Raw genomic sequence first — 22,740 nt, 5'->3', positions numbered from 1 at the left:
CAGTAATGTTAGGGGAATGATTTTGAAATTGAAGAAATTGAAACTACAACCGAGAATTACATTAACTATTAGTACACTTATTCTTGTTGTACTGCTGTTAACGAGTTATTTATTTTACTATATATTATCTGAAACAGTAGAAGAGCAAATTGGAAAAAGGGCGTTGCATGTTGCGAAAACAGTTGCTGCTATACCGGAAATCGGGGAAGCTTTTCAAAAAGAAAATCCAGCTTCTATTATTCAGCCAATTGCAGAAAAAATTCGAATCGAAACAGATGCTGACTTTATTGTAGTTGGAAATAAAGATGGTATTCGTTATGCACATCCTAAGCGAGAGAAAATAGGAGAAGCTATGGTGGGCGGAGATAATAAAGGGGTCCTATTAGAAGGGAAAGCTTACGTTTCGGAAGCAACAGGATCATTAGGACCTTCATTACGCGGAAAAGTCCCAATTCGTAATCAGGATAATGAAATTATTGGTGTAGTATCTGTTGGTTTTTCAATGGACGATATTCATGGAGCGATAGACGTGTATGGAAAGCGTGTGTTTTGGATTACAATAACAGGTCTGTTAATTGGGATAATTGGCTCTGTATATTTAGCAAAAAGTATTAAGCGGATGATGTTTGGAATGGAGCCAGAAGAAATTTCATCTTTATACGAGGAGCATAGTACAGTTATTCAATCTGTACGTGAAGGGATTGTAGTAATCGATAAAAATGGAATGGTTAGTTTAGTCAATCAAGCGGCATACGATATCCTTTCTTTAGATAAACAACAAAATATAATGGGAGAATTTATTTTAGATGTTATTCCTAATTCATCGATACTGGATGTACTTCAAACCGGAGAAGAACAATTTGATCGCCAATTAAATATAAAGGGACAGGATGTTATTGCCAATCGTCTACCTATTAAAGTTAATCATAAAGTAACTGGTGTAGTATCCAGCTTACGCCTGAAATCTGAAATGGATCAATTAACAGCAGAATTGTCTCAAACGCGGCAATATACAGAGGCATTGCGGGCACAAACGCATGAATATAATAATTTATTATATACGCTTTCAGGTCTTATCCAATTAGAGTCGTATGAAGATGCTTTAGAGCTTATTCATAAGGAAACAGCAGTATATCAAGAATTCGTTCAATTTATTATGAAACGAATTCAAAATCCGTGGTTAGGCGGGATTTTAATTGGATTTTATAATAGGGCGCGAGAGTTGAAGATTGATTTTATGTTAGATCGGGAAAGTAGTTTAGAAAAGTTAAGTCCGCATATTGAGAGTAATTACGTTGTTTCTATTTTAGGGAATTTGATCACGAATGCATTTGAAGCAATTGAAAGAAATCACGAGCATGATAAGAAAGTAAGAATGTTTGTAACAGACATTGGAGAAGAAATATTAATTGAAGTGGAAGATTCAGGACAAGGTGTTCATGATGAAATAATTACAAGCATATTTTATAAAGGCTTTTCGACGAAAGCGGGCGAAAAACGTGGATATGGGTTAGCAAAAGTGAAAGAGTTAGTGGAAGATTTAAATGGAAGTATTGCGATTGAAAAAGGGGATTTAGGTGGTGCTTTATTTATCATTGCATTACCGAAAGAGAGAGGCGAATTGTAATGAATGAGGGGATTGAAGTATTGATTGTAGAAGATGATATTCGGATTGCGGAAATTCATCGTCGTTTTACTGAAAAAATTGAGGGGTTTAAAGTAATTGGAACAGCAACGACTGGGGAACAGGCGAAGGAATGGTTAGAGTTTGTAAAGCCGCAACTCGTTTTATTAGATGTATATTTACCTGACATGCAAGGGACTGAACTCGTCACATATATTAGGCATAATTTGCATGATACAGATATTATTATGATTACAGCCGCATCAGAGACGGATGTAGTGCGGCATGCTTTACGAGGCGGAGTAACAGATTATATCGTAAAGCCACTTACATTTGATCGGTTTAAAACAAGTTTAGAAAGTTATCAAAAGAAGATTACGAAGTTAAAGAAAAATGCTCAATTATCTTCAGAACAGATTGAACATCTATGGTCCCAAAGAGGGGTGCAGGCAAATCAAATAGAATATGCACCAAAAGGAATCGATCCTTTAACGTTAGCAAAAATAAAAAAGCATATGTTAACTGTTAATGAGGAGGGAATTACTGCAGAGATGCTAAGTTCAATGGTAGGTGTAAGCCGATCAACTTCGAGGCGCTATTTAGAGTATTTGATCTCTGGAAAGAAAGTGCATGCAGAGCTTATATATGGAAGTGTGGGGAGGCCAGAAAGAAGGTATTTCCGCGTTTCTTCATAGGGGACTTTCACAACAATAAAAACAGTAGAGGATTACATTTCCTCTACTGTTTTTTCTAGTTTCATCTTATATTGGAATAATTCCAATTGCAATTCCAGTAATCAACATAACCATTGTCGTTCCAACAGCCCAAAGTAAAGTAAATCGTTGGTGTTCACCAAAATCAACCTTTGCCATACCGACTAATAAATAAGTGGAAGCAACGAGGGGACTCAGTAAGTGAACAGGTTGACCGAGTAACGAAGCACGTCCCATTTCTGCTRCACTAATTCCGTAAGCTGTAGCAGCTTTCGTTAAAATAGGTAATACACCGAAGTAAAAAGCATCATTAGACATGAAAAATGTGAACGGCATACTTAGTAAAGCTGTAATAATTGGAAGCTGGGGGCCAAGTGCATCTGGTATAAGAGTAACAACACTTTGAGCCATCGCATCTACCATTTTTGTTCCAGATAGAATACCTGTGAAAATTCCAGCAGCAAAGACGAGAGAAACAAYCGCTAATACGTTTCCAGCGTGAGACGCAATACGCTCTTTTTGTTGTTCTAAGTTAGGGTAGTTAATCATAACAGCAATAGCAAAAGCGACTGTAAATAAAACAGGTAACGGCATAACTTCTAGTATGAGACAGACGAGGAGGGAAGCAGTTAATAAAAAGTTAATCCATAGCAGTTTCGGGCGTTTATGTATTTCAGCTTCAACTGTCGCAGCTTGCTCATCCATTGTTTGCATGTGTTTTAAGTATTGCACATCCATAATTCCTAAACGTTTTCTTTCTTTTTTTCCAAGATAGTAGGCAACGAAAACTACCCAAATTGCACCAGCAATCATTCCTGGTATAAGTGGTGTGAAGAGTTCTGATGCATCAAGTCCAAGAGCACTCATAACCCGAGCTGTTGGTCCACCCCAAGGTGTAAGATTTGTCACACCTGCTCCTAACATAACAACCCCAGCTAATATAAGTGGATTCATCCCAAGACGTTTATATAGTGGATACATTGCGGAAACTGTAATCATATATGTTGTTGTTCCGTCCCCATCTAATGAAACGATAATAGTAAGGATAGCCGTACCAACAACAATTTTTAAAGGATCACCTTTTACAAATTTCAAAATTTTACTAATGACAGGATCAAATAAACCGCTATCAATCATAATCCCAAAATATAAAATGGCGAACATAAGCATAATACCAGTAGGTGCTAACTTTTTAATACCGTCTAACATCATAGGCCCCATATTTGCATAAAATCCACCAATTAATGCGAAAATAATTGGAATTAATATTAATGCTACTAATGCTGACATACGTTTAGTCATAATCAAAAACATAAAGACAAATACCATTGCAAATCCAAGTAATGCTACCATGTAATCTCCCCCTCAAAAAAATGATTGCGCTTTCAATATAAAACGAAAATTCAGATAAAAGGTTTTTTATTTATAATAAAAGGTTCAATTCGAATGGTAAATAATTAAAGAAATAACATCATTAGAAACATAATCTTTATTTTGATCATTTTGTTCACGAGGTAATTTTGAATTTTTAAAAAGATAAATGCTTTCGTACAAGAATGGTAGAATAAGGTGAAAAAGAGAAGCGCGTGAAGTAGGGAGTAGATTTTGAATGGAAACAAGAATAGAAGAAATTTATAGTTCATGTACAGGAATAGTAGAAGAGATTTTTATTAATGAATCCTCTTACGTATATGAATGGGAAAAATTAATGATGATCCGAAAGCATGATGGTGAGCTTGAAAAAATTGGGGTTGGGATCAGTGGAAATATAAGATTAGTAAATGTAGAAGTTGGACAGGAAATTAGTGCGGATACATTATTAGTTAAGATAGAAGATGATTTGTTAATTACTGGTTGTGAATGATGAGAGATGTGTAGAAATAACTGCACATCTCTTTTTTGTTCCATATATTACAAAAAGAACAATGTTTTTTCACAAATCTCACACAACTTTTTGATATTCTCCTAGTTGAGTACAATGAATAAATTTTTAGGAGTAATGTATTGTCATTAATGGGGAGGAAATAGGGATGAGAGTAAAGTATGCTGTGCTTGTTATATGTTTATGCTTCGTATTTACAATAGTAGGATGTGGGAAAAAGGACATAGAAGCTATTGCGGTTGATGAAAAAAATGATAAGTGTGATATTTGTCAAATAGGGGTAATGGATAATCAATTCGCAACAGAAATTATTTTAGATAATGGAAAAGCCTTAAAGTTTGATGATATTGGCTGTATGTATAAATGGATGGATAACAATAAAAATGAGAAGACGAAAGAAAAGTTTGTACGAGACTATAATACGAAAGATTGGGTTCTATTACAGGACGCAACTTATGTATATGATAAAACAATAACAACACCTATGGCTTATAACGTGATCTCGTTTAAAGATAAAAAAGATGCGGAAAGTTTTGTATCTAAATATAAGGGGAAGGTCCTTTCCGACAAAGAATTATCAGAGCATAAGTGGGAAATGAATAAAGAGATGATGGGGAAACCGAAAAATGGGAATAGCGGAGGACATTCTCATTAATACGAAAAAGTAGCTAGAGTAAGGACAACCACCCCAAGGTTGTCTTTTTCTATTGTTAGTGAGATGCAAATAGAAAGATAAAAGGTGTAAAATGGTTAGAAGAACAGTTACAATATAAAATAGTGACATCTTTAGGGGAATTAAGGGTAACAAAGATGTACAAGTATCGCTGAAACATGCTAAACTAATTGCTCCATAATATTAATGATGGAGCTGGGTGGCATATCATTCCAAACATGAATTATATGTTGAGAAAACATGAGCATAAGTATACTATGACAATTGAAGAAGGAATATAAGGTACTTATGGATAAATCTATTGAAGAAGAGTTATTGCATGTGATGGAGGAATGGTTAAGAAAACATTATCTTTCATAGGAGCTGTAGTTGTGAGAAAACAAAAAATTTTATTATGTACATTATTAGGACTTTTAATGATGGTAGTGGCTTGTGATAAGCAAGAAGAACCTGAATCGAAACCGGTTCACGTGAAAAACGAAAAAAAGCAAGAAAAGCATAAAGAAAAGGAAAAAGATAAAGAAGAGACTGGTATAAATTTAATGGATAAGCAATTATTGCTTTCTGCGACCCTAGGTGATACAGAAACGACTATGAAATTAATAAAGGACGGGGCAAATATAAACGTAGAGGGCGATAATGGAGAAACACCTATCTTGGCAGCGGTGTATCAAAATCATATAGAGACAGTTAAAGCGTTAATTGATGCAGGAGCCGATATTGAAATCCAAGATGAAAAACAAAGCAATCCATTTCTTTATGCTAGCAGAGAGGGCTATACAGACATCGTAAAACTACTAATTAATGCAGGTGCTAATACGAAAGAAACTACTAGGTCGGGTGGAACAGCATTAATTTCTGCATCAGAGCGTGGTCATGTAGAGGTCGTAAAAGAATTATTAGAACATACGGATATTGATGTGAATTATAAAAATAATCGTGGTGGGACAGCATTATTAGAAACGATTGTGTTAGGAAATGGTAGTGACAGCCATAAAAGGGTAATTCAAATGCTTATTGAGCATGGAGCGGATGTAAATATGGCTAACAATGAAGGGAATACGCCATTGCAACATGCTGAAAAAAGAGGTTTTAAAGATATTGCGAATATGTTGAGGGTAGCTGGAGCGAATGAAGTTATGCAACAGCAACCTATAGGGTAACTGGAAGTAAATGAGTATTAGATAAAGCAACAAATAGAGCGAGTAGTATTTCAGCTCGTACGAGTCAAAAATAAAAGAAAGCCGTATCCATAAGAGGGATGCGGCTTTCTTTTATTAAGGCAAAGTTAAGAAATGGACTTTATAATAAATCTTCAAAAGTATATCCAATCCAAACTATTAGATGTAAATAATTAAAAAAGCCAATGTATAATGTGACTGCTTTCTGTCGCTATTATGAGAAGTGATGTAATAATAAGAGAAAAAGAGAATTGAAATATATTGTGGAAGGTGAGAAAGGCCGATGCGCTTACTTGTAGTAGAAGATAATGCTTCTTTATTGGAGTCCATAGTACAAATTTTATGTGATGAATTTGAAGTGGATACGGCAATGAATGGGGAAGATGGTTTATTTTTAGCATTACAAAATATATATGATGCGATATTACTTGATGTCATGATGCCAGAAATGGATGGGTTTGAAGTTATCCAAAAAATACGAGATGAAAAGATTGAAACGCCAGTTTTATTTTTAACAGCGAAAGATTCTTTGGAGGATCGAGTTAAAGGCTTAGATTTTGGCGGGGATGATTATCTCGTTAAGCCGTTTCAAGCACCGGAACTAAAAGCGAGAATTCGTGCTCTATTAAGACGAAGTGGTAGTTTAACAACAAAGCAGACAATTCGTTATAAAGGAATCGAATTGTTTGGAAAAGACAAAGGCGCGCAAGTCGATGGGCAAGCAATTAAGTTGACCTTAAAACAGTATGAACTTCTAGAGTACCTCATTCAAAATAGCGGTAAAATTTTAATGCGTGAACAAATTTTTGATCGTGTTTGGGGATTTGATTCAGATACAACAGTAGCTATCGTAGAAGTGTATGTTCATCACTTACGTAAAAAATTAGAGCCATTCGGTTATCAGAAAGATATTCAAACTGTTCGTGGTATTGGATATATATTAAAAGAACAATGAAAAAGGGAAGTATGTTTCAAAAAACACGTATTCGTCTGACTATAGTAAACTCATTAGTATTTATCCTATTAATAGGAGTATTAGGGAGTATTATTTATTCATACACATATAAGCGCATTTATAATGAAGTAGATACATCCATAGAAAAAATGGTTCAGCATAGAGAGATTTCAGATGATAAAAAACTACCCAAAAAAATAAGGGGATATTTTCCAATTGGGGATCCGAGGATAGTAGAGTTAACTTGGAGTGGAAACAGAGTGGAGATAGGTGGCGAAAACGGCAAACGCCGTTTTATCTTTGAAGACAATTTGGAAAAGTTTTCTCCAAAAAAATTAGGATCTTTGCAAGATATTGAAGTGCAAGGGCTATATTTTAGAACGTTCGCGTTTCAAAAAGATGGAAAAATAGTTCAAATCGTACGCGATATAACAGCTGAAGAAGAAATGCTAAATACTTTATTTTTAATTCTTGTTATAGGTTGTAGTGTAGGGAGTGTATGTGCAATAGGAATCGGCTTTTTCTTAGCTGGGAGGGCACTTGTACCCATTCAAAATTCATGGGAGAAACAGCAGCAGTTCGTTTCTGATGCATCACATGAATTAAGGACACCACTTGCGGTTATTCAATCAAAAACAGATATATTATTCCAGTCACCATCTGCGACGATAGAAGAAAAAGCGATGGATATTTCTACGATTTCAAAGGAGTGTAGACGGTTATCGAAGCTCGTAGCTAATTTATTATTGTTAGCACGTTCGGATTCTAATCAAATCGAGATGGATAAGAAAACATTTGAGATGGGTAAATTGTTAGAAGAAATAGTAGATCCATATAAAGAAATTGCTTCTTATCAAGAAAAAGCGATGATATTAAAAGTAGAACGTGACATATCGTTTATTGGCGATAGAGAGAGAATCCATCAATTGATGGTCATATTGCTAGATAATGCGATGAAGTATACGAATGAAGGTGGACATATTCAAATTAATTGTATGCAAACGAGTAGTTCAATTCGCATACAAGTGAAAGATAACGGGATAGGAGTTAAAGAAGGGGATATTCCAAAGTTATTTGATCGTTTTTATCAAGGAGATAAAGCGAGAAGTCCATCAGAAGGAGCGGGATTAGGTCTTTCAATCGCTAATTGGATTGTAGAAAAGCATTATGGGAAAATATCGGTAGAGAGCAAATGGGGAGAAGGAACTTGTTTTGAAGTGATTTTCCCAAAAAATCAAAGATTATAAGTGAGAAGACGACCTTGTTTTTACAAGGTCGTCTTTTTTAAGGGAAAGTTAAGGAATAACTTGTAGCATGTATTACATAATGGAAACTTGTGATAGAAAGAAAAGCTGTAAGGTTTTTTGAATGAACTGGATAAATCAAAAGGTTATTTCTAACAGAGAGGAAGTTTATGTATAGTATAAAAAAAATTATGGGAAAGCTGGAAAAAGAAAGCGTGCGAGGGAGGAAGAAGTCTTGAAAAAGAAAATGATGACGGTATTTACTATTGGAGTAATGAGTTTAAGTATATTAGGGGGTGCCTCTCCTTCTGGAATGACAAAAGGAAAGACAGATTACACGCAGCGTAGTAAAGAACAATTAAATGATGGAAAAATACATGCAATGCATACGGAAGAAAAAGCGGAAAAGTTAGGCATTGAAACGGATGGGAAAGAACAAATTACGTTAGAAAAAGAAATTCATGAGACGGAAGTAGGAAGAGAAGCTGATCAATTAGGTATCTCGGCAGAAGGAAAAGATGTTGGAATTCTTTCAGAAGAAATTTATGAAACAAAAGTGAGGCAAGAAGCGTTGAAACTAGGAATATCTATAGAGAATACGTCGATTGTAAGTTTAATTGATCAAATTAATAAGATTAAAATTAATAATGAAGCAGAAAAGCTTGGTGTTTCAACTGAAGGAAAAGAAATAGAAGAAATTGAGGAAGAAATCTACGGCACGAAAGTTAGAGAAGAAGCAGAAAAGCTAGGTATTGCTCAACAAGGAAAAGAGATGGAAGGGTTAGCACAAGAAGTGTACGAACAAAAAGTACAGGAAGAAGCAAAAAAATATCATATTGATTTATATGGCAAAGATATATATCAAGTATTAAGAGAAATAAATGAGCAAAAGGTAATAGAGATAGCAGAGGAGCTTAATATGGATAGAACGAATATGGGCATTCAAGAGCTAGCGGAAAAAATAAAACGAGAACAACCTGAAAAAGGAAACGAACTAAAATTTATACCAATGATTCAAACAGATGCAGATGCGTTTTATTCGTATTTAACGAATTAAAAAGGGCGTGAGAGTGATACGAAAATGGAAGTGGTATATATGTATTACCGTACTATGTATAGGAATATGGTGGGCATATACAAATGGGATTACAACGTATGTGGAGAAAGTAAAGGGGTTACTATTATCAAGTATACAAAGTCAAAAACGAATAGAGTTTAGTAATAACGATGAAACAGTCATGTTATCAAATGTGCCCTTAATTCAGCAGTTACCAGAGCTAGAGAGAGGCTGCGAAGTAACAAGTTTAGCGATGATGTTACAATATGCGGGTGTGTCTGTAGATAAGATGAAATTAGCAAATGAAATAAAAAAAGTTAACTTTATAGAAGATGGTGTACGCGGGAATCCGAATGAAGGATTTGTAGGGAACATTTATACGTTTTCTGAATCKGGATATGGTGTATATCATGGACCACTTTTTCAATTAGCAAAAAAATATTTACCTAATAACGCTGTGGATTTAACAGGAAACAGTATAGAAGAAATTTATAAGAGTGTAAATAATGGGCAACCGGTAGTCATGATTACGAATGCAACATATGCCCCATTAGATGAGGATGAATTTACTATATGGGAAACAAATAGTGGGGATGTTTCTATTACTTATAATGAACATTGTGTCGTACTTGTTGGATACGATAAGGAGTCTGTCTATATTCAAGATCCACTTAATGAACGCCCGAATGTCAGTGTATCGAGAGAGGATTTTGAAAAGGCGTGGGTACAAATGGGGAGCCAAGCGATTAGTTATGTGAAAAGCTCGAAATAAATTAGGGGGAAAAGGGGTATGGACTTAGGAATAACGGGTGAAGAAATTAAGTTAGTGAACTATACAGATGAGTGGAAAAAAGAGTTTTCTAAAGTGAAACATGAAATAAAAGAAAATGCGCATATAGAGGCGAATCGTATTGAGCACATTGGTAGTACGGCTATTGAAGGTATGGTATCCAAGCCAGTTATAGACATATTAGTAGCTGTAGATGATTTAAATGCAGTAGAAAAGCGTATTACAGATGATTTTAAATCTATAGGATTTTTACGATTAAAGGTGGAACGACCTGGTGAAATTATCTTTGCAAAGTTTACTGATTCTACTTTTCAAAAACGCACACATTATATCCATTTAGTAGAGTATGAAAAAGGGATTTGGAATAATTTAATCTTCTTCAGAGATTATTTGAATGCCAATGAGGAAGCGAAAGTAGAGTACAAAAATTTAAAATTAGATTATGCTAAGAAGCATTCAGTCGGGATAAAGAAGTACACGGATCATAAAGAAAGTTTTGTGAAAGGTATTTTTAAGAAGCGAAAGTGATATGAAACAAGAGAACTTCTATATGGGGTTCTCTTATTCTGTAAGTTAATCTTTTTAAAAATAACTAAATATGCAGAAATGCATAATTGAGCAAAATAATACATGTTATTATTATATATTGTTTCCTAAGTTGGTGAAATAACGAAGAGTGCAGCGGCTGTAGAAAAATAAGTTAATTTGATGGAAGAAGAAAAGAACTATAAGAAATGGCTAGTAAATTTAAAGTATAATAACAGCAAATAAGTAAGGTGAAAATGATATCACCTTACTTATTTTTCTATTCAGCAATTAGGGGAGTCATTAACGGGATGAAAAAAAGAAGAAGACTATGGAATTTATGGAAAACGATTACATTATTGGTGTGTACTGTTGTCATTTTTTCTTTACTTGTGACAGATATTTTAATTAGCCATAATGTTGAACGAACGACAGAAGAAAGCCAAGCAGAGAAGGCAAAAACGATTGCACATATTGTAGCGAATGATTCGGTGGTAATCGATGGTTTAATTGGGAAAGCAGATACTTCCGCCATCCAAACGTATACAAATAGGATATTAAAAAATACAGGTGTTCAATTTATTGTCGTTATGGACATGGATGGAATAAGAAAATCTCATCCAAATCCCCAAAAAATAGGTCATCATTTCGTTGGAGGGGATGAAGGAACGGTATTGAAGGGAAAGGAACATGTATCTTTAGCAGAAGGAACTTTAGGGATTTCAATGCGAGTATTCGTTCCTGTTTTTGCTGACACAGGTGAACAGCTTGGTGCGGTTGCTGTTGGTATTTCAGCTGATAATGTAAAAGAGAGAGTTAAGGAAAGTAGACATATTATTTATATAGGTGTCGGAGTTGGATTGTTAATTGGCATTATAGGAGCGATATTGCTAGCTAGACATATAAAGAAAAGTTTATTTGGTCTTGAGCCGCATAGGATAGCGAAAATTCTTGAAGAAAGAAATACGATGTTACAATCGGTCAAAGAAGGTATTATTGCTGTGGATAAAGAAGCGAAAGTAACGTTAATTAATAATGAAGCAAAACGGCTATTTAAGAAAAGTGGACTTGAAGAAGACTTTATTGGTAAAGATGTTGAATTGTATATGCCGAATTCACGTATAAAAGAAGTGTTACAAACTGGAGAGGTACAATTAAATGAAGAACAAAATATTTATGGAATTACGATTGTTACGAATCGTGTTCCTTTATATGTAAAAGGTGAAATAGTTGGTGCGATTGCAACATTTCGTGATAAAACAGAAATCAGAAAATTGGCAGAAGAACTAACTGGTATTAGGCTATATGCGGAAGCATTACGGGCTCAATCTCATGAATTTATGAATAAAATGCATGTCGTATTAGGGCTAACACATATGAAACAGTATGAAGAATTGCAGAAATATGTAAGTAGTATGGTATCAGAGCATCAATATGAAATTGGGGGGATTATGAAAAAAATTCAAAGCCCAGTATTTGCTGGGTTTTTACTAGGTAAACTTAGTTATGCTAGAGAGAAAAATATAAAGTTAATTATAAAAGAAGATTCTTACTTACCAGAAATATATGATGAACGTATCATTCATGAACTGATCACCATTGTCGGAAATTTAATTAATAATGCATTAGACGCGGTGACGAATTGTGAGAAGAAGCAGGTTGAAGTTGGAATACAATATGGGGATACATTAATCATTACAGTACAAGATACGGGGAAAGGCATAAAAGAAGATGAAATTGATGCATTATTTATAAAAGGTTATTCCACAAAGGGTGATAATCGGGGGTATGGTTTGCATCTTGTAAAGGAAAGCATACAGCGAATGAATGGGGGAATTTATGTTCATTCATTGTTAGGAACGGGAACGACAATAACGATTGAAATACCTAAAAGTAGGGATGAGAGATAAGATGATCAAAGTTTTGATTGTAGAAGATGATCCGATGGTTGCGATGTTAAATACGCATTATTTAGAGCAAGTTGGAGGGTTTGAACTGGTCCATGCAGTTAACTCAGTAAAATCGGCGATAGAAGTGTTAGAGAAGTCACGAGTAGACTTCATATTACTTGATATTTTTATGCCTGGGGAGACTGGATTTGAGCTTTTAATGTATATTCGAAATCAAGAAAAAGAAATTGATATTATGATGATTTCAGCTGTACATGATATGGGAAGTATAAAAAAAGCATTACAATATGGAGTTGTAGACTATCTAATTAAACCATTTACATTTGAACGCTTTAAGGAAGCATTAACTGTGTATCGAGAAAAATTTACTTTCATGAAAGAACAACAAAAAATTAGTCAATCGGAATTAGATTCGCTAATTTTACAAAAAGAAAAAAGAGAGTCCTTTGACTATAAAGAGCTTCCGAAAGGATTAACAAAGCAAACATTGCAACTAATTTGGCAGCAAATCAAATCGCTTCACGGACAAGCATTTACAACAGATGAAATGGCGAAATTAGTAGGGGTTTCAAGAGTTTCTATTCGAAAGTATGTAATGTTTTTGACTGAAATTGGAGTTTTAGAGAATGAAATGGTGTATCAACATGTGGGAAGGCCGGTAAGTAAATTAAGGTGTATTGACCCAAACAAAATAGACTTTTACGTATAAGCGACTTATTATAGGTCGCTTATACTTTTTTTAATTACAAAAGTAGTTACAAAACTTACAAAAACTATTTTTACTATTGAAAGCGTTTTAATATTGTTATTAAGAAAACAAGGGGGTGCCATATGGGAATTCAAAAGAATGTGGAAGCGGTATCATTTTCTGAGGGAAATGAGGTACAAAGAGAATCGTTCGCTTCTAAAATTATGAATGTAAAAATCGGTGTAATACCTTTACCGTTATATGTAGTATTGGCTGCTATTATTTATGGGGCATCTGTATATAATAAATTACCAGCAGATATGATTGGTGGATTTGCAGTTATTATGATTATGGGTATTTTCTTAGGTGACATTGGGATGAGAATTCCAATTCTAAAAAACATCGGTGGTCCAGCAATTCTTTCATTATTTATTCCATCGTTACTTGTATTTTTCAACTGGATGAATCCAGCTTCAATGGAAGCTGCGACTATGTTAATGAAAAAATCGAACTTTTTATATTTATATATTTCTTGTTTAGTAGTAGGAAGTATTTTGGGAATGAATCGTAAAGTGTTAGTACAAGGTTTCGTTCGCATGTTTATTCCTTTAGTAGTAGGAACGTTAGCTTCTATAGCAGTAGGCTTATTAGTAGGTTCACTATTTGGATTTGAAATGAAGCAGACATTCTTCTTTATCATCGTACCAATTGTGAGTGGTGGTATTGGGGAAGGGATTTTACCATTGTCGTTAGCTTACGGTGATATTTTAAATGAATCATCAGCAACATTTGTATCACAGCTTATTCCAGCAGCTATTATCGGAAATATGTTTGCAATCGTGAGTGCAGGCTATATGAAACGATTAGGGGAGAAGAGACCTGAACTTAGTGGGAATGGTGTATTAGTAAAAACAGATAATCAAGCAGAATTATTAAAAGAGCAAAATACAGAAAAACCAATTGACTTCTCATTAATGGGAGCAGGTTTATTAATTGCATGTACGTTCTTCATCTTTGGAGGATTTGCTTCTAAGTTCATCGGTATTCCTGGGGCAATCATTATGATTTTCTCAGCAGCACTTGTGAAATACTTTAAATTAATGCCAGCAAAAATGGAGCAAGGAGCATTCCATTTATATAAATTTATTTCAAAGAATTTAACTTGGCCGTTAATGGTCGGTTTAGGATTGCTATACATTCCGTTAAAAGACGTAGCAGCAGTTCTTTCTGTAGGATATGTTGTTGTTTGTGCATCAGTTGTTCTTACAATGGTAGCATCAGGTTTTCTTGTAGGGAAAGTGATGAAAATGTATCCAGTTGAATCAGCAATTGTAACTGGATGTCATAGTGGTTTAGGTGGAACTGGAGATGTTGCTATTCTATCAGCTTCAAATCGTATGGAATTAATGCCGTTTGCGCAAATTTCAACGCGTTTAGGCGGGGCTGCAGTGGTCGTAACAGCAACAATTTTATTGAAAATGTTTTCATGATCAAAACAAGCTAGCTATATTCGTATAGCTAGCTTGTCAAATTAAGGGGAGATTATAAGTATGTTAGAAAATCAAATTAATGAAAGATCATTGTTATTGCATAAAGAGTTAGTAGGGAAAATTGAAATTACAAGTAAAGTAGAAGTGAATACAGCGGACGATTTAAGTTTGACTTATACACCGGGGGTAGCAGAGTCTTGTAAAGCAATTGCAGCAGATGAGGAAACAGCGTATGACTATACAGCAAGAGGGAATATGGTTGCAGTTGTTTCAGATGGAACAGCAGTACTTGGTTTAGGGAATATTGGACCGAAAGCGGCTATGCCTGTTATGGAAGGGAAAAGTATTTTATTTAAGAAGTTTGCGAATGTAGATGCTTTCCCGCTATGTTTAGGGACGACTGATGTGGATGAAATCGTTACCCTTGTGAAAAATCTAGAGCCTACATTTGCAGGTATTAATTTAGAGGATATTGCAGCACCACGCTGTTTTGAAATTGAAAAACGATTAAAAGAAGAAACGAATATTCCTGTMTTTCATGATGATCAGCATGGGACGGCTATTGTCGTTTTAGCAGCTGTTATTAATGCATTAAAAGTTGTAAGTAAACAAATGGATGATGTGAAAATTGTTATTAACGGTGCGGGTTCGGCAGGAATTGCAATTGGAAAATTATTATTAAAAGCTGGCGCAAAACACATTACGTTAGTTAGTTTAGAAGGTATTGTTTGTGAAGGTGAAACGTGGATGAACGAAGCGCAAATCGAAGTTTCACAGAAGACAAATCGAGAATATGTACGTGGAACATTAAAGGAAGCGATTCATCAAGCTGATATTTTCATCGGTGTATCTGCTCCAAACGTATTAACGAAAGAACTTATACAGACGATGAACGAGAAACCAATTGTGTTTGCAATGGCGAATCCAATTCCAGAAATATTCCCAGAGGACGCATTAGAAGCTGGGGCAGCTGTAGTAGGAACTGGGCGTTCTGATTATTCGAATCAAGTAAATAATGTATTGGCGTTCCCTGGAATATTCCGCGGTGCGTTAGATGTACGTGCGACTGATATTACAGAAGAGATGAAATTAGCGGCAGCATATGGGATCGCTAACATAATTACAGACGAAGAGCGTAATGCGAATTATGTAATTCCAAATCCATTAGATAAAAGAGTTGTTCCAAGTGTTGCAGAAGTAGTAGCGAAAGCAGCCATTGATTCAGGGGTGGCGCAAATTACGAAAATGCCAAGTTATAGATAGTCAAAAGCAGTGCCTTAAAAAGGCACTGCTTTTTTTGAGATAAGAAATCAAAATAATGAAGAAGGATAGAATTATTTATGTCCCTTCATTATTTATTTAATTCCATTGCAACTTGTTTACCATTTACTAAAACCTCAGTTACTGCTACGATCACTTCTATCATTTTTTTCATCTCTCATCTCTCCTCGCTTCATTTCTTACTTTAAGTATAAGAGAAGAGAGAGAATCCAACTATTGAAGTACGTGACGTAGAAATTACATTGTTGTAAGGAAGTGTTCCAGTTTTGTCACTTTATTCGGCAGTGATTACAAATTGATCATAATATCTTTCATTCACATATATGTTTAATACCCATAATCCAGATGAAGGTAGTGACATTACGAGAGGGAGTTCTTTTATTGTAGTATCGATTGTATTTGAAGTAGTCCAATTTGGTTCGGAAGTTTCCTTTGGAACGATTATTGGTGTTGGAAGGATAGAGCCTTGTTTTAAAGCAATAATAGATAGTTTTCCAGTTGGCATTTCAGGATCTAGGAAGAACCACATTATTTCATTTTGTTCATTTGCGATAATAGAGCTATCAGCCATGGCGATTTTTCCTTCGATGCCTTTTAACGGTATTTTTCCTTCTACGAATGATGGAGCTTCTTCCCAATTTACATCTTTTAAAACACTAAGATGAAAAAAAGAAGGTGCGTTAATTTGAGAAGATGACGTTTCTAGTACTTCTTTTTTAGGTACATTTGAATCTGGCTGCACCTGCGCGCAGCCAGTAATGAGGAAGGAGAAAAGTAGCATAGTTCCGATTTTTTTCATGGTGCCACACTCCTAATTTTTATTGTTAGTGTAATTGTATTTGCTAGCAGGCGGGACAATTCCTTTAAATCATAAAAAGAGGTCGTAAGTTTTGTACGACCTCTTTTGACATTTTCTATATTTGTTCAGTTGAAAAGGTTGGTTCTCTCTTTTTTTGAGACATTGTTAAGAGAATAACAGAAAGAACGATACATACTCCGCCTAATAATTGATATGCTCCAAAGGATTCATTAAGCCAAGCGATTGAAACGATGGCAGCTACAAGTGGTTCAATGCTAGATAAAATACTTGTTTCTGTTGCTGTTAAATATTTAAGACTCCCGATATAAAGAAGGAAGGAAAGAGTGCCACTTATAATGATAAGAATAAGCATAGAAAAAGTTTGAAATGTGAAAGTTTGCGAARTCTGATTCCATCCAAAAGAACGATTACAAATAAGCAGTGCAATCCCTCCAATTAACATCCCCCAGCCAATTACTATAGTTGTTCCGCATTCTTTAATAAGAGAAGCCGGATGAAGGGTATAAAACGCAAAACCAATCGCTGTTAATAGGCCGAAAGTAATAGCTGCTCTAGATAAAACAATATTTTCAATTGAACCGTTTGTAATAATAAAGTATGTCCCTGTTAGTGCAGTTATAATTGCGAGTATTTGCATAGAAGCAGGGAATTTCTTTTGCTCAAACGCAACGTAAATGGTAATAAGAACAGGACCTAGAAATTGAAATAGTGTTGCCGTTACGGCATTACTAATATGAACTGTTTCGATAAAAGCGTACTGCGCACCAAGCATGCCAAGAATAGAGAAAATTATAAGTTGTATAAAGTGTTTAGGATGTTTCCAAATGTGAAATATGTTTTGTTTTTTAATAAGCAAGAAAGCCAAAATGAATATTCCTGCGAGTAACAGGCGAATTGTTAAAAAATCAATTGATGATACGTTCGTATGTTGAAATAGCCACTGAATCATGGGACCAGATAATCCCCACAGGGTAGCTCCTGTAATAATCATCATAAGTCCGATGCGTCTACCATTGTTCATTATCATGCATCTCCTCTCTAGTATTTGATTATTAATGTGTTACATGATAAAAGGAATTATATAGAACTTCTGGTACTGCAAAAAGTATCAGTTATGTATTTTTGGGAGGGGTCAGATGTTGTGTTAGAACTAACGCCTAATTTGAGTGCAAATAGTAAGACAGCATTGTATGTACAATTGTATGAGTATATAAAAAAAGAGATTAAAGATGGAACGATTCCGGCCTTTACGAAATTACCGGCTAAGAGGAAGCTGGCGACATATTTACAAGTGAGTAAAAATACAGTTGAAGCTGCTTATGAGCAACTTCTTGCTGAAGGATATATTGAGTCGATTTCTAGAAAAGGTTATTTTGTATGTGAAATCGAGCAAATGATTCATGTGGAAGGCAGCGAAGAGGTAATAGGAGAAGCGCCTTTTCAAGATAAGAAGTATAAATTTGATTTCACTCAAACGGGTGTGGATACTAATACTTTTCCGTTTCATGTATATCGAAAAATTACGAACGAGGTATGGCAATTTGAAAATAAAGATTTACTTTTTATTGGACATCCGCAAGGGGAGGTAAGTTTACGAGAAGAAATCGCGAGCTATTTGTATGAATCTAGAGGTGTACGATGCGTAGCTAGTCAAATTGTAATAGGAGCGGGTACGCAAATATTAGTAAAAATGTTATTTCAGTTGTTAAAGGGAAGTCGTTATGCGGTTGAGAACCCTGGGTACCATCGGAAAATGGTTGTTTTCGAGCAAGGGGAACAAAATGTACAAATGTTATCTTTAGATAGAGATGGAATTCGTATGTCACAGTTAGCGGATAGCCATGCAAATGTTGTATTTGTTACACCTTCGCATCAGTTTCCTTGCGGGATGATTATGCCAATTACGAGAAGAATACAGCTTTTACAATGGGCGAAAAAAGAAGAAGGAAGATATATTATTGAAGATGATTATGATAGTGAATTCCGCTATTCAGGAAAGCCAATTCCAGCGCTGCAAGGGTTAGATAGAGATGGGAAAGTAATTTATATGGGGACGCTGTCTAAAGCGCTATTGCCATCATTACGGATGAGTTATATGGTGTTGCCAAAACCCCTCATTAAGCAGTATCAGGAGCAATATTTATTTTACACACAAAGCGTTTCAAGAATAGATCAAGAGATCATTAAGAAATTTTTAAATGACGGGCATTGGGAAAAACATATTCATAAAATGCGTGTTGTGTACCGAAAGAAGAGAGACCGTCTTGTTTCGGTAATAGAAAAATATTTTTCTAATCGCATTGAAGTAATAGGGGAAGATTCCGGCCTACATATTTTATTAAAAGTGCATAACGGGATGGAAGAGAAAGAATTAATGGAAGCTGCAGCTGAAAGGAGTATTAAAGTGTACCCTGTTTCGATGTATTATAGGGAAGGGACTTCTCCAAAAAGTACAGTATTGCTTGGATTTGCGACTTTATTAGAGGAAGAAATTGAAGAGGCCATTCAATTATTATATACAGCATGGTTTAAAAGAAAGTAAAAAACATCCTCATAAATGGAGGATGTTTTTTTATTATTTTTCTTCATCTAGGAAAAGAACCATATGCTCTTCATCCCAATATTGTCCGTTATATTTTAATGAGCGTTCTTGCACACCAAATGTTTTAAATCCTAATGACTCATAAAGTTTTTTTGCACCATCGTTTCCGACAACAACATCAAGCATAACTTGCTCTACTTCTAAAGATTTAGCAAGCTCAAGACATTCTTTAATAAGTGCTTTTCCCGCTCCAAGTCCGCGTGCTTTTGGAGACACGTATACTGAACCAATTTTCGCTTTATGTTCTTGTTTTACATATGGTTTCGTTTCCAGTGTTGCAACTCCGATTAATTCTCCATCTTTAAATGCACCTAGTGTATAGTTCTCATCTTGTGCTAATTTTTGGGCTTTATATTCAATAGCACACTCTTTATTAATAATATCTTCATAAGAAGAGCTGAAAGCTTCCGGGTTTTGTTTTAACCCTTCTACTCGAAGTTCTAAGTAAATTTCTGCTTCGTCTTTTGTTAATACATGGATATCCAATTATATCACCCTCCAAATCTTTGACAGTTATACCTATATTTTATATTGAAATAAGAATAATTTCAAAAGCTTAGCTTATATGAGCTGGTTTTATAAATAAAATAGCACCAGTAGTGTTCTGCTACTGGTGATTTCACGCATATATTATTCAAATGGTAATTCAATTATAAATTCTGTTCCGACTTCTAATTCGCTTTTAACTTCGATAGAACCATCATGAAGTTCTACAATTTCCTTTGCAACAGCTAGTCCGATACCTTTTCCTCCCGTAGCTCGTGTTCTAGATTTATCGACACGGTAAAAGCGATCGAAAATGTGTAGGATATCTTCTTTTGGAATACCTTCACCTTCATCTTGTATACTTATTGTAAAAGTATGCGCATTGGTTAGTACACGTATTGTTATAGAAGTGTTTTCTGGCGAATGTTGATAAGCATTCTGCAATAAATTTAACATCACTTGTTCCATACGCCTTTCATCTATACAAACTTCTAAATCATTTTTACAGTACACATGAATTTCTATTTGTTTGTTGGTTAATGTTGTTTTTGTTTTTTCAACCATGCGTTCTAAAAATGGTCTCAGGAGCATTTTTTGTTTTTTAATAACGAATTGATGTTGCTCTAATTGTACGAGCATAAATAAATCTTGTACGAGATCAGTTACACTATCGGTTTCATCCTCGATGATTTGTAAATACTCTTCACGTTCTTCCTTCGTTAAAGAATTCCTCTTTGCCACTTTCGCATAACCTTTCATATAAGTTAGTGGAGTTAGTAACTCGTGCGCTACACTGGCAAGAAATTCGTTTCGCTCTTTTTTCATATACGTCAGTTCACTAGACAGTTCCTCAATGGTTGTGGCTAAACTTCCAAGTTCGTCATTTCGTTTAATCCCTAATTGAATTGGTTTGTTTAATTTTGACATTTTTTCTGTTGCTCTCTTCATCTTTATAAGAGGATCTGTAATAACTCGAGAAAAAACAAAGACAGAAATAGTTGTTAAAATAAGTGTCAAAATACTCACGATAATGAATTGATTCATTAGTCTAAGTAGCATATCTTCTAAGAAGGATGTTTTTAAGAACATGTGTAATTTACCTTGAAAGTCTTTTGTGTCAATTGGTGTTACTGTTGAGATGAATTTTGATTCTTTCCAATTCTTTTCTACTATTAATCCCCCCTTTTTAACTGGGGGGATTTTACAATGAAGTTGTTTTTGCATATCTTTTGTTACTGTTTCTGAGGCCGAAGTGATTTTTCCATTACTGTCAGTTATAACAATGGCTATATCAGAATTAGTAAGTGCTTCTGTTTCCATTAAGTCTTCAGCGGCATCTTCAATAGAGAAGCCAGAAGAGGCAGGGCGGTTGAGATGTTCAGCATGTTTTTTTTGCTCAGCGTATTTGCCGTATTTGCTCCATTTTGCACGCCGTTCGATCGTATCACGATAGCGGTTTCCCTTCTCTAAAAGAGCAATGGTTTCCTCTTCAACACGCATTTTTGAAAGACTTTTATAAAAAGATACGAAAGCGATTGTCTCAATACATAAAGCTAATATTAAAAAGTATGTCCCAACTTTAAGGGAAAGTCTGCTCATTTTCTCACCATACCTTATTTCATATAAAGGGTCAGTGGTCTACTATTGTCCACTGATCAAATTAATTATTCGCTTTTCCATTTATATCCAACTTTATAGACAGTCTCTAAGTAATCTTCAACTGGAAATCCTTTTTTGCGTAACTTATCCCGTATATTACGAATATGTGAATCGATAGTTCTGTATTCGATATCTGTTTGATAGCCCCAAATCTTCTCGATTAAATCGTCTCGGCTGTAGGCACGGTTTGTATTTTGTAAAAATAGTCCGAGTAACGAAAATTCAATAGGAGTTAGTGAGATTTTGTCATTATAAACTGTAACAGTATGTTTCGTTTTATCCCACTCAATACCATTGAAGCTAACAAAGCTATCTTTCTTTGTACGACGTAATATAGCCTCGATTCGCGCGACTAATACATGTTCATCGAATGGTTTTGTAATATAGTCATCTGCTCCCATGGTCAGGCCTTTGACCATATCATAATTTTGGTTGCGAGCTGTTAGCATAATAATTGGAACGTTGGAAATTTGACGGATTTGATAGCAAGTATCCCACCCATCCATATTTGGCATCATAACATCTAATAAAATAATATCGAAGTCCTTTTGTTCGATTAATTCTAGCGCTTCAAGGCCAGAGGTAGCTTTCATACAAAAATAGCCACGAGGGCTTAAGAACAGATCTAATAATCGTAACATACGTTCTTCATCGTCTACTAATAAAATTTTCACCATAATCTTGTGCACCCCAAACTCTTCATTCTACTTGTATAGTTTACATGAAAATAATAAAAAACTCTTTTTATGTGATTGAATGGATGGCTGATTTTTTCAATCAGGGCAATTGACATAAAAAATGCACTAGTTTTGCACAACTATTTTTTATAATAGAAAACGTAGCGACACAAATACCCTATGTTGCGACATAACGTCATGTCATTTTATTTATAAAATGACAATTCCATTCTATTGTGTATGTGAGATAGAGAGGGTTTTCGTATTCACCTCGCATCGGATAAGAAAAATTTCCTATCTCACACTTTTTTTAATATAAAGGGGATTGTACACATGAGTAAAAAAGTAGAACATTTACAAAAAGAAAAGCAAGATCGTAATGCGATTGTAATGTGTGTTGCGGTATCTATGCTTATTATGATAAGTTGTGTAAATAAATTTTTCGGGATTTTATAATAGAAAAAAAGCTTATTGCTTCTTAAG

The 22,740-nt window shown here is 34.8% G+C and carries 22 protein-coding genes; 16 read left to right on the top strand and 6 right to left on the bottom strand.

Annotated features, from left to right (window positions below; translation table 11 throughout):
- Positions 1 to 16: 16 nt before the first annotated feature.
- Positions 17 to 1,627, top strand: coding sequence for an ATP-binding protein (locus tag AC1DTM_RS08145; RefSeq protein WP_033714565.1), 1,611 nt, complete (start codon positions 17 to 19; stop codon positions 1,625 to 1,627).
- A complete protein-coding gene (locus tag AC1DTM_RS08140; RefSeq protein ID WP_002113922.1) occupies positions 1,627 to 2,319 on the top strand; it encodes a response regulator in 693 nt (230 codons plus the stop codon). The genes AC1DTM_RS08145 and AC1DTM_RS08140 overlap by 1 nt, the downstream gene beginning before the upstream one ends.
- Before the next feature lie 66 nt (positions 2,320 to 2,385).
- On the opposite strand, the gene AC1DTM_RS08135 is transcribed toward AC1DTM_RS08140, so the two are convergent.
- On the bottom strand, positions 2,386 to 3,690 hold the full coding sequence (locus AC1DTM_RS08135) for a CitMHS family transporter (protein ID WP_477000145.1): 1,305 nt from the start codon (positions 3,688 to 3,690) through the stop codon (positions 2,386 to 2,388).
- A gap of 256 nt (positions 3,691 to 3,946) precedes the next feature.
- On the opposite strand from AC1DTM_RS08135, the gene AC1DTM_RS08130 reads away from it, so the two are divergent.
- The 12 genes from AC1DTM_RS08130 (at position 3,947) to AC1DTM_RS08075 (ending at position 15,995) form a co-directional block, all read left to right on the top strand.
- Positions 3,947 to 4,201 (top strand): hypothetical protein, encoded by a 255-nt coding sequence (locus AC1DTM_RS08130; RefSeq protein ID WP_002159358.1) that lies wholly within the window; start codon positions 3,947 to 3,949, stop codon positions 4,199 to 4,201.
- Positions 4,202 to 4,367: 166 nt separating this feature from the next.
- Positions 4,368 to 4,874, top strand: a complete 507-nt coding sequence (locus tag AC1DTM_RS08125) for a nitrous oxide reductase accessory protein NosL (RefSeq protein ID WP_016103484.1) — start codon at positions 4,368 to 4,370, stop codon at positions 4,872 to 4,874.
- A 350-nt stretch (positions 4,875 to 5,224) separates the two neighbouring features.
- The gene (locus AC1DTM_RS08120; RefSeq protein WP_106408170.1) at positions 5,225 to 6,055 is read left to right on the top strand and encodes an ankyrin repeat domain-containing protein; all 831 of its coding nucleotides are present in this window, start codon (positions 5,225 to 5,227) and stop codon (positions 6,053 to 6,055) included.
- Positions 6,056 to 6,356: 301 nt separating this feature from the next.
- A complete protein-coding gene (locus AC1DTM_RS08115) occupies positions 6,357 to 7,028 on the top strand; it encodes a response regulator transcription factor (RefSeq protein ID WP_016103486.1) in 672 nt (223 codons plus the stop codon).
- Between the two features lie 11 nt (positions 7,029 to 7,039).
- The gene (locus tag AC1DTM_RS08110) at positions 7,040 to 8,275 is read left to right on the top strand and encodes a sensor histidine kinase (protein WP_016103487.1); all 1,236 of its coding nucleotides are present in this window, start codon (positions 7,040 to 7,042) and stop codon (positions 8,273 to 8,275) included.
- A 232-nt stretch (positions 8,276 to 8,507) separates the two neighbouring features.
- On the top strand, positions 8,508 to 9,329 hold the full coding sequence (locus AC1DTM_RS08105; protein ID WP_016103488.1) for a hypothetical protein: 822 nt from the start codon (positions 8,508 to 8,510) through the stop codon (positions 9,327 to 9,329).
- 43 nt (positions 9,330 to 9,372) lie between these two features.
- Positions 9,373 to 10,101 carry a C39 family peptidase gene (locus tag AC1DTM_RS08100; protein WP_033714583.1) on the top strand — a complete coding sequence of 243 codons (729 nt, stop codon included), beginning with the start codon at positions 9,373 to 9,375 and terminating at the stop codon, positions 10,099 to 10,101.
- Between the two features lie 18 nt (positions 10,102 to 10,119).
- On the top strand, positions 10,120 to 10,647 hold the full coding sequence (locus AC1DTM_RS08095) for a GrpB family protein (protein WP_016103490.1): 528 nt from the start codon (positions 10,120 to 10,122) through the stop codon (positions 10,645 to 10,647).
- Positions 10,648 to 10,955: 308 nt separating this feature from the next.
- Complete coding sequence (locus AC1DTM_RS08090; protein WP_033714566.1) at positions 10,956 to 12,554, top strand: sensor histidine kinase; 1,599 nt, start codon at positions 10,956 to 10,958, stop codon at positions 12,552 to 12,554.
- A 1-nt stretch (position 12,555) separates the two neighbouring features.
- Entirely contained in the window at positions 12,556 to 13,263 is a 708-nt protein-coding gene (locus tag AC1DTM_RS08085; RefSeq protein ID WP_016103492.1) for a response regulator, read from the top strand.
- Positions 13,264 to 13,385: 122 nt separating this feature from the next.
- On the top strand, positions 13,386 to 14,732 hold the full coding sequence (locus AC1DTM_RS08080; protein WP_002113946.1) for a 2-hydroxycarboxylate transporter family protein: 1,347 nt from the start codon (positions 13,386 to 13,388) through the stop codon (positions 14,730 to 14,732).
- 60 nt (positions 14,733 to 14,792) lie between these two features.
- Positions 14,793 to 15,995, top strand: a complete 1,203-nt coding sequence (locus AC1DTM_RS08075; RefSeq protein WP_016103493.1) for an NAD(P)-dependent malic enzyme — start codon at positions 14,793 to 14,795, stop codon at positions 15,993 to 15,995.
- A gap of 292 nt (positions 15,996 to 16,287) precedes the next feature.
- Here the strand turns inward: AC1DTM_RS08075 and AC1DTM_RS08070 are convergent, their stop codons facing one another.
- Positions 16,288 to 16,812, bottom strand: coding sequence for a DUF4871 domain-containing protein (locus AC1DTM_RS08070; protein ID WP_002159347.1), 525 nt, complete (start codon positions 16,810 to 16,812; stop codon positions 16,288 to 16,290).
- 115 nt (positions 16,813 to 16,927) lie between these two features.
- Positions 16,928 to 17,854, bottom strand: a complete 927-nt coding sequence (locus tag AC1DTM_RS08065; RefSeq protein WP_477000144.1) for a DMT family transporter — start codon at positions 17,852 to 17,854, stop codon at positions 16,928 to 16,930.
- A 120-nt stretch (positions 17,855 to 17,974) separates the two neighbouring features.
- On the opposite strand from AC1DTM_RS08065, the gene pdxR reads away from it, so the two are divergent.
- Positions 17,975 to 19,375 carry a MocR-like pyridoxine biosynthesis transcription factor PdxR gene (pdxR, locus tag AC1DTM_RS08060; RefSeq protein WP_088098690.1) on the top strand — a complete coding sequence of 467 codons (1,401 nt, stop codon included), beginning with the start codon at positions 17,975 to 17,977 and terminating at the stop codon, positions 19,373 to 19,375.
- A gap of 33 nt (positions 19,376 to 19,408) precedes the next feature.
- Here pdxR and AC1DTM_RS08055 read toward each other — a convergent pair whose 3' ends face one another.
- The 3 genes from AC1DTM_RS08055 to AC1DTM_RS08045 form a co-directional block, all read right to left on the bottom strand.
- Positions 19,409 to 19,921, bottom strand: a complete 513-nt coding sequence (locus tag AC1DTM_RS08055) for a GNAT family N-acetyltransferase (RefSeq protein WP_000351210.1) — start codon at positions 19,919 to 19,921, stop codon at positions 19,409 to 19,411.
- A gap of 144 nt (positions 19,922 to 20,065) precedes the next feature.
- Positions 20,066 to 21,520: a sensor histidine kinase gene (locus AC1DTM_RS08050; RefSeq protein ID WP_016103496.1), complete on the bottom strand. Its 1,455-nt coding sequence runs from the start codon at positions 21,518 to 21,520 to the stop codon at positions 20,066 to 20,068.
- Positions 21,521 to 21,585: 65 nt separating this feature from the next.
- Positions 21,586 to 22,257, bottom strand: coding sequence for a response regulator transcription factor (locus AC1DTM_RS08045; RefSeq protein WP_088098691.1), 672 nt, complete (start codon positions 22,255 to 22,257; stop codon positions 21,586 to 21,588).
- Positions 22,258 to 22,590: 333 nt separating this feature from the next.
- Here AC1DTM_RS08045 and AC1DTM_RS08040 point away from each other — a divergent pair, with 333 nt between their 5' ends.
- Positions 22,591 to 22,713, top strand: a complete 123-nt coding sequence (locus AC1DTM_RS08040; RefSeq protein ID WP_002113959.1) for a hypothetical protein — start codon at positions 22,591 to 22,593, stop codon at positions 22,711 to 22,713.
- Positions 22,714 to 22,740 lie beyond the last annotated feature (27 nt).

Source organism: Bacillus sp. P4_D3 (assembly GCF_056401855.1).
This window is presented reverse-complemented; position numbering and strand designations above follow the sequence as displayed.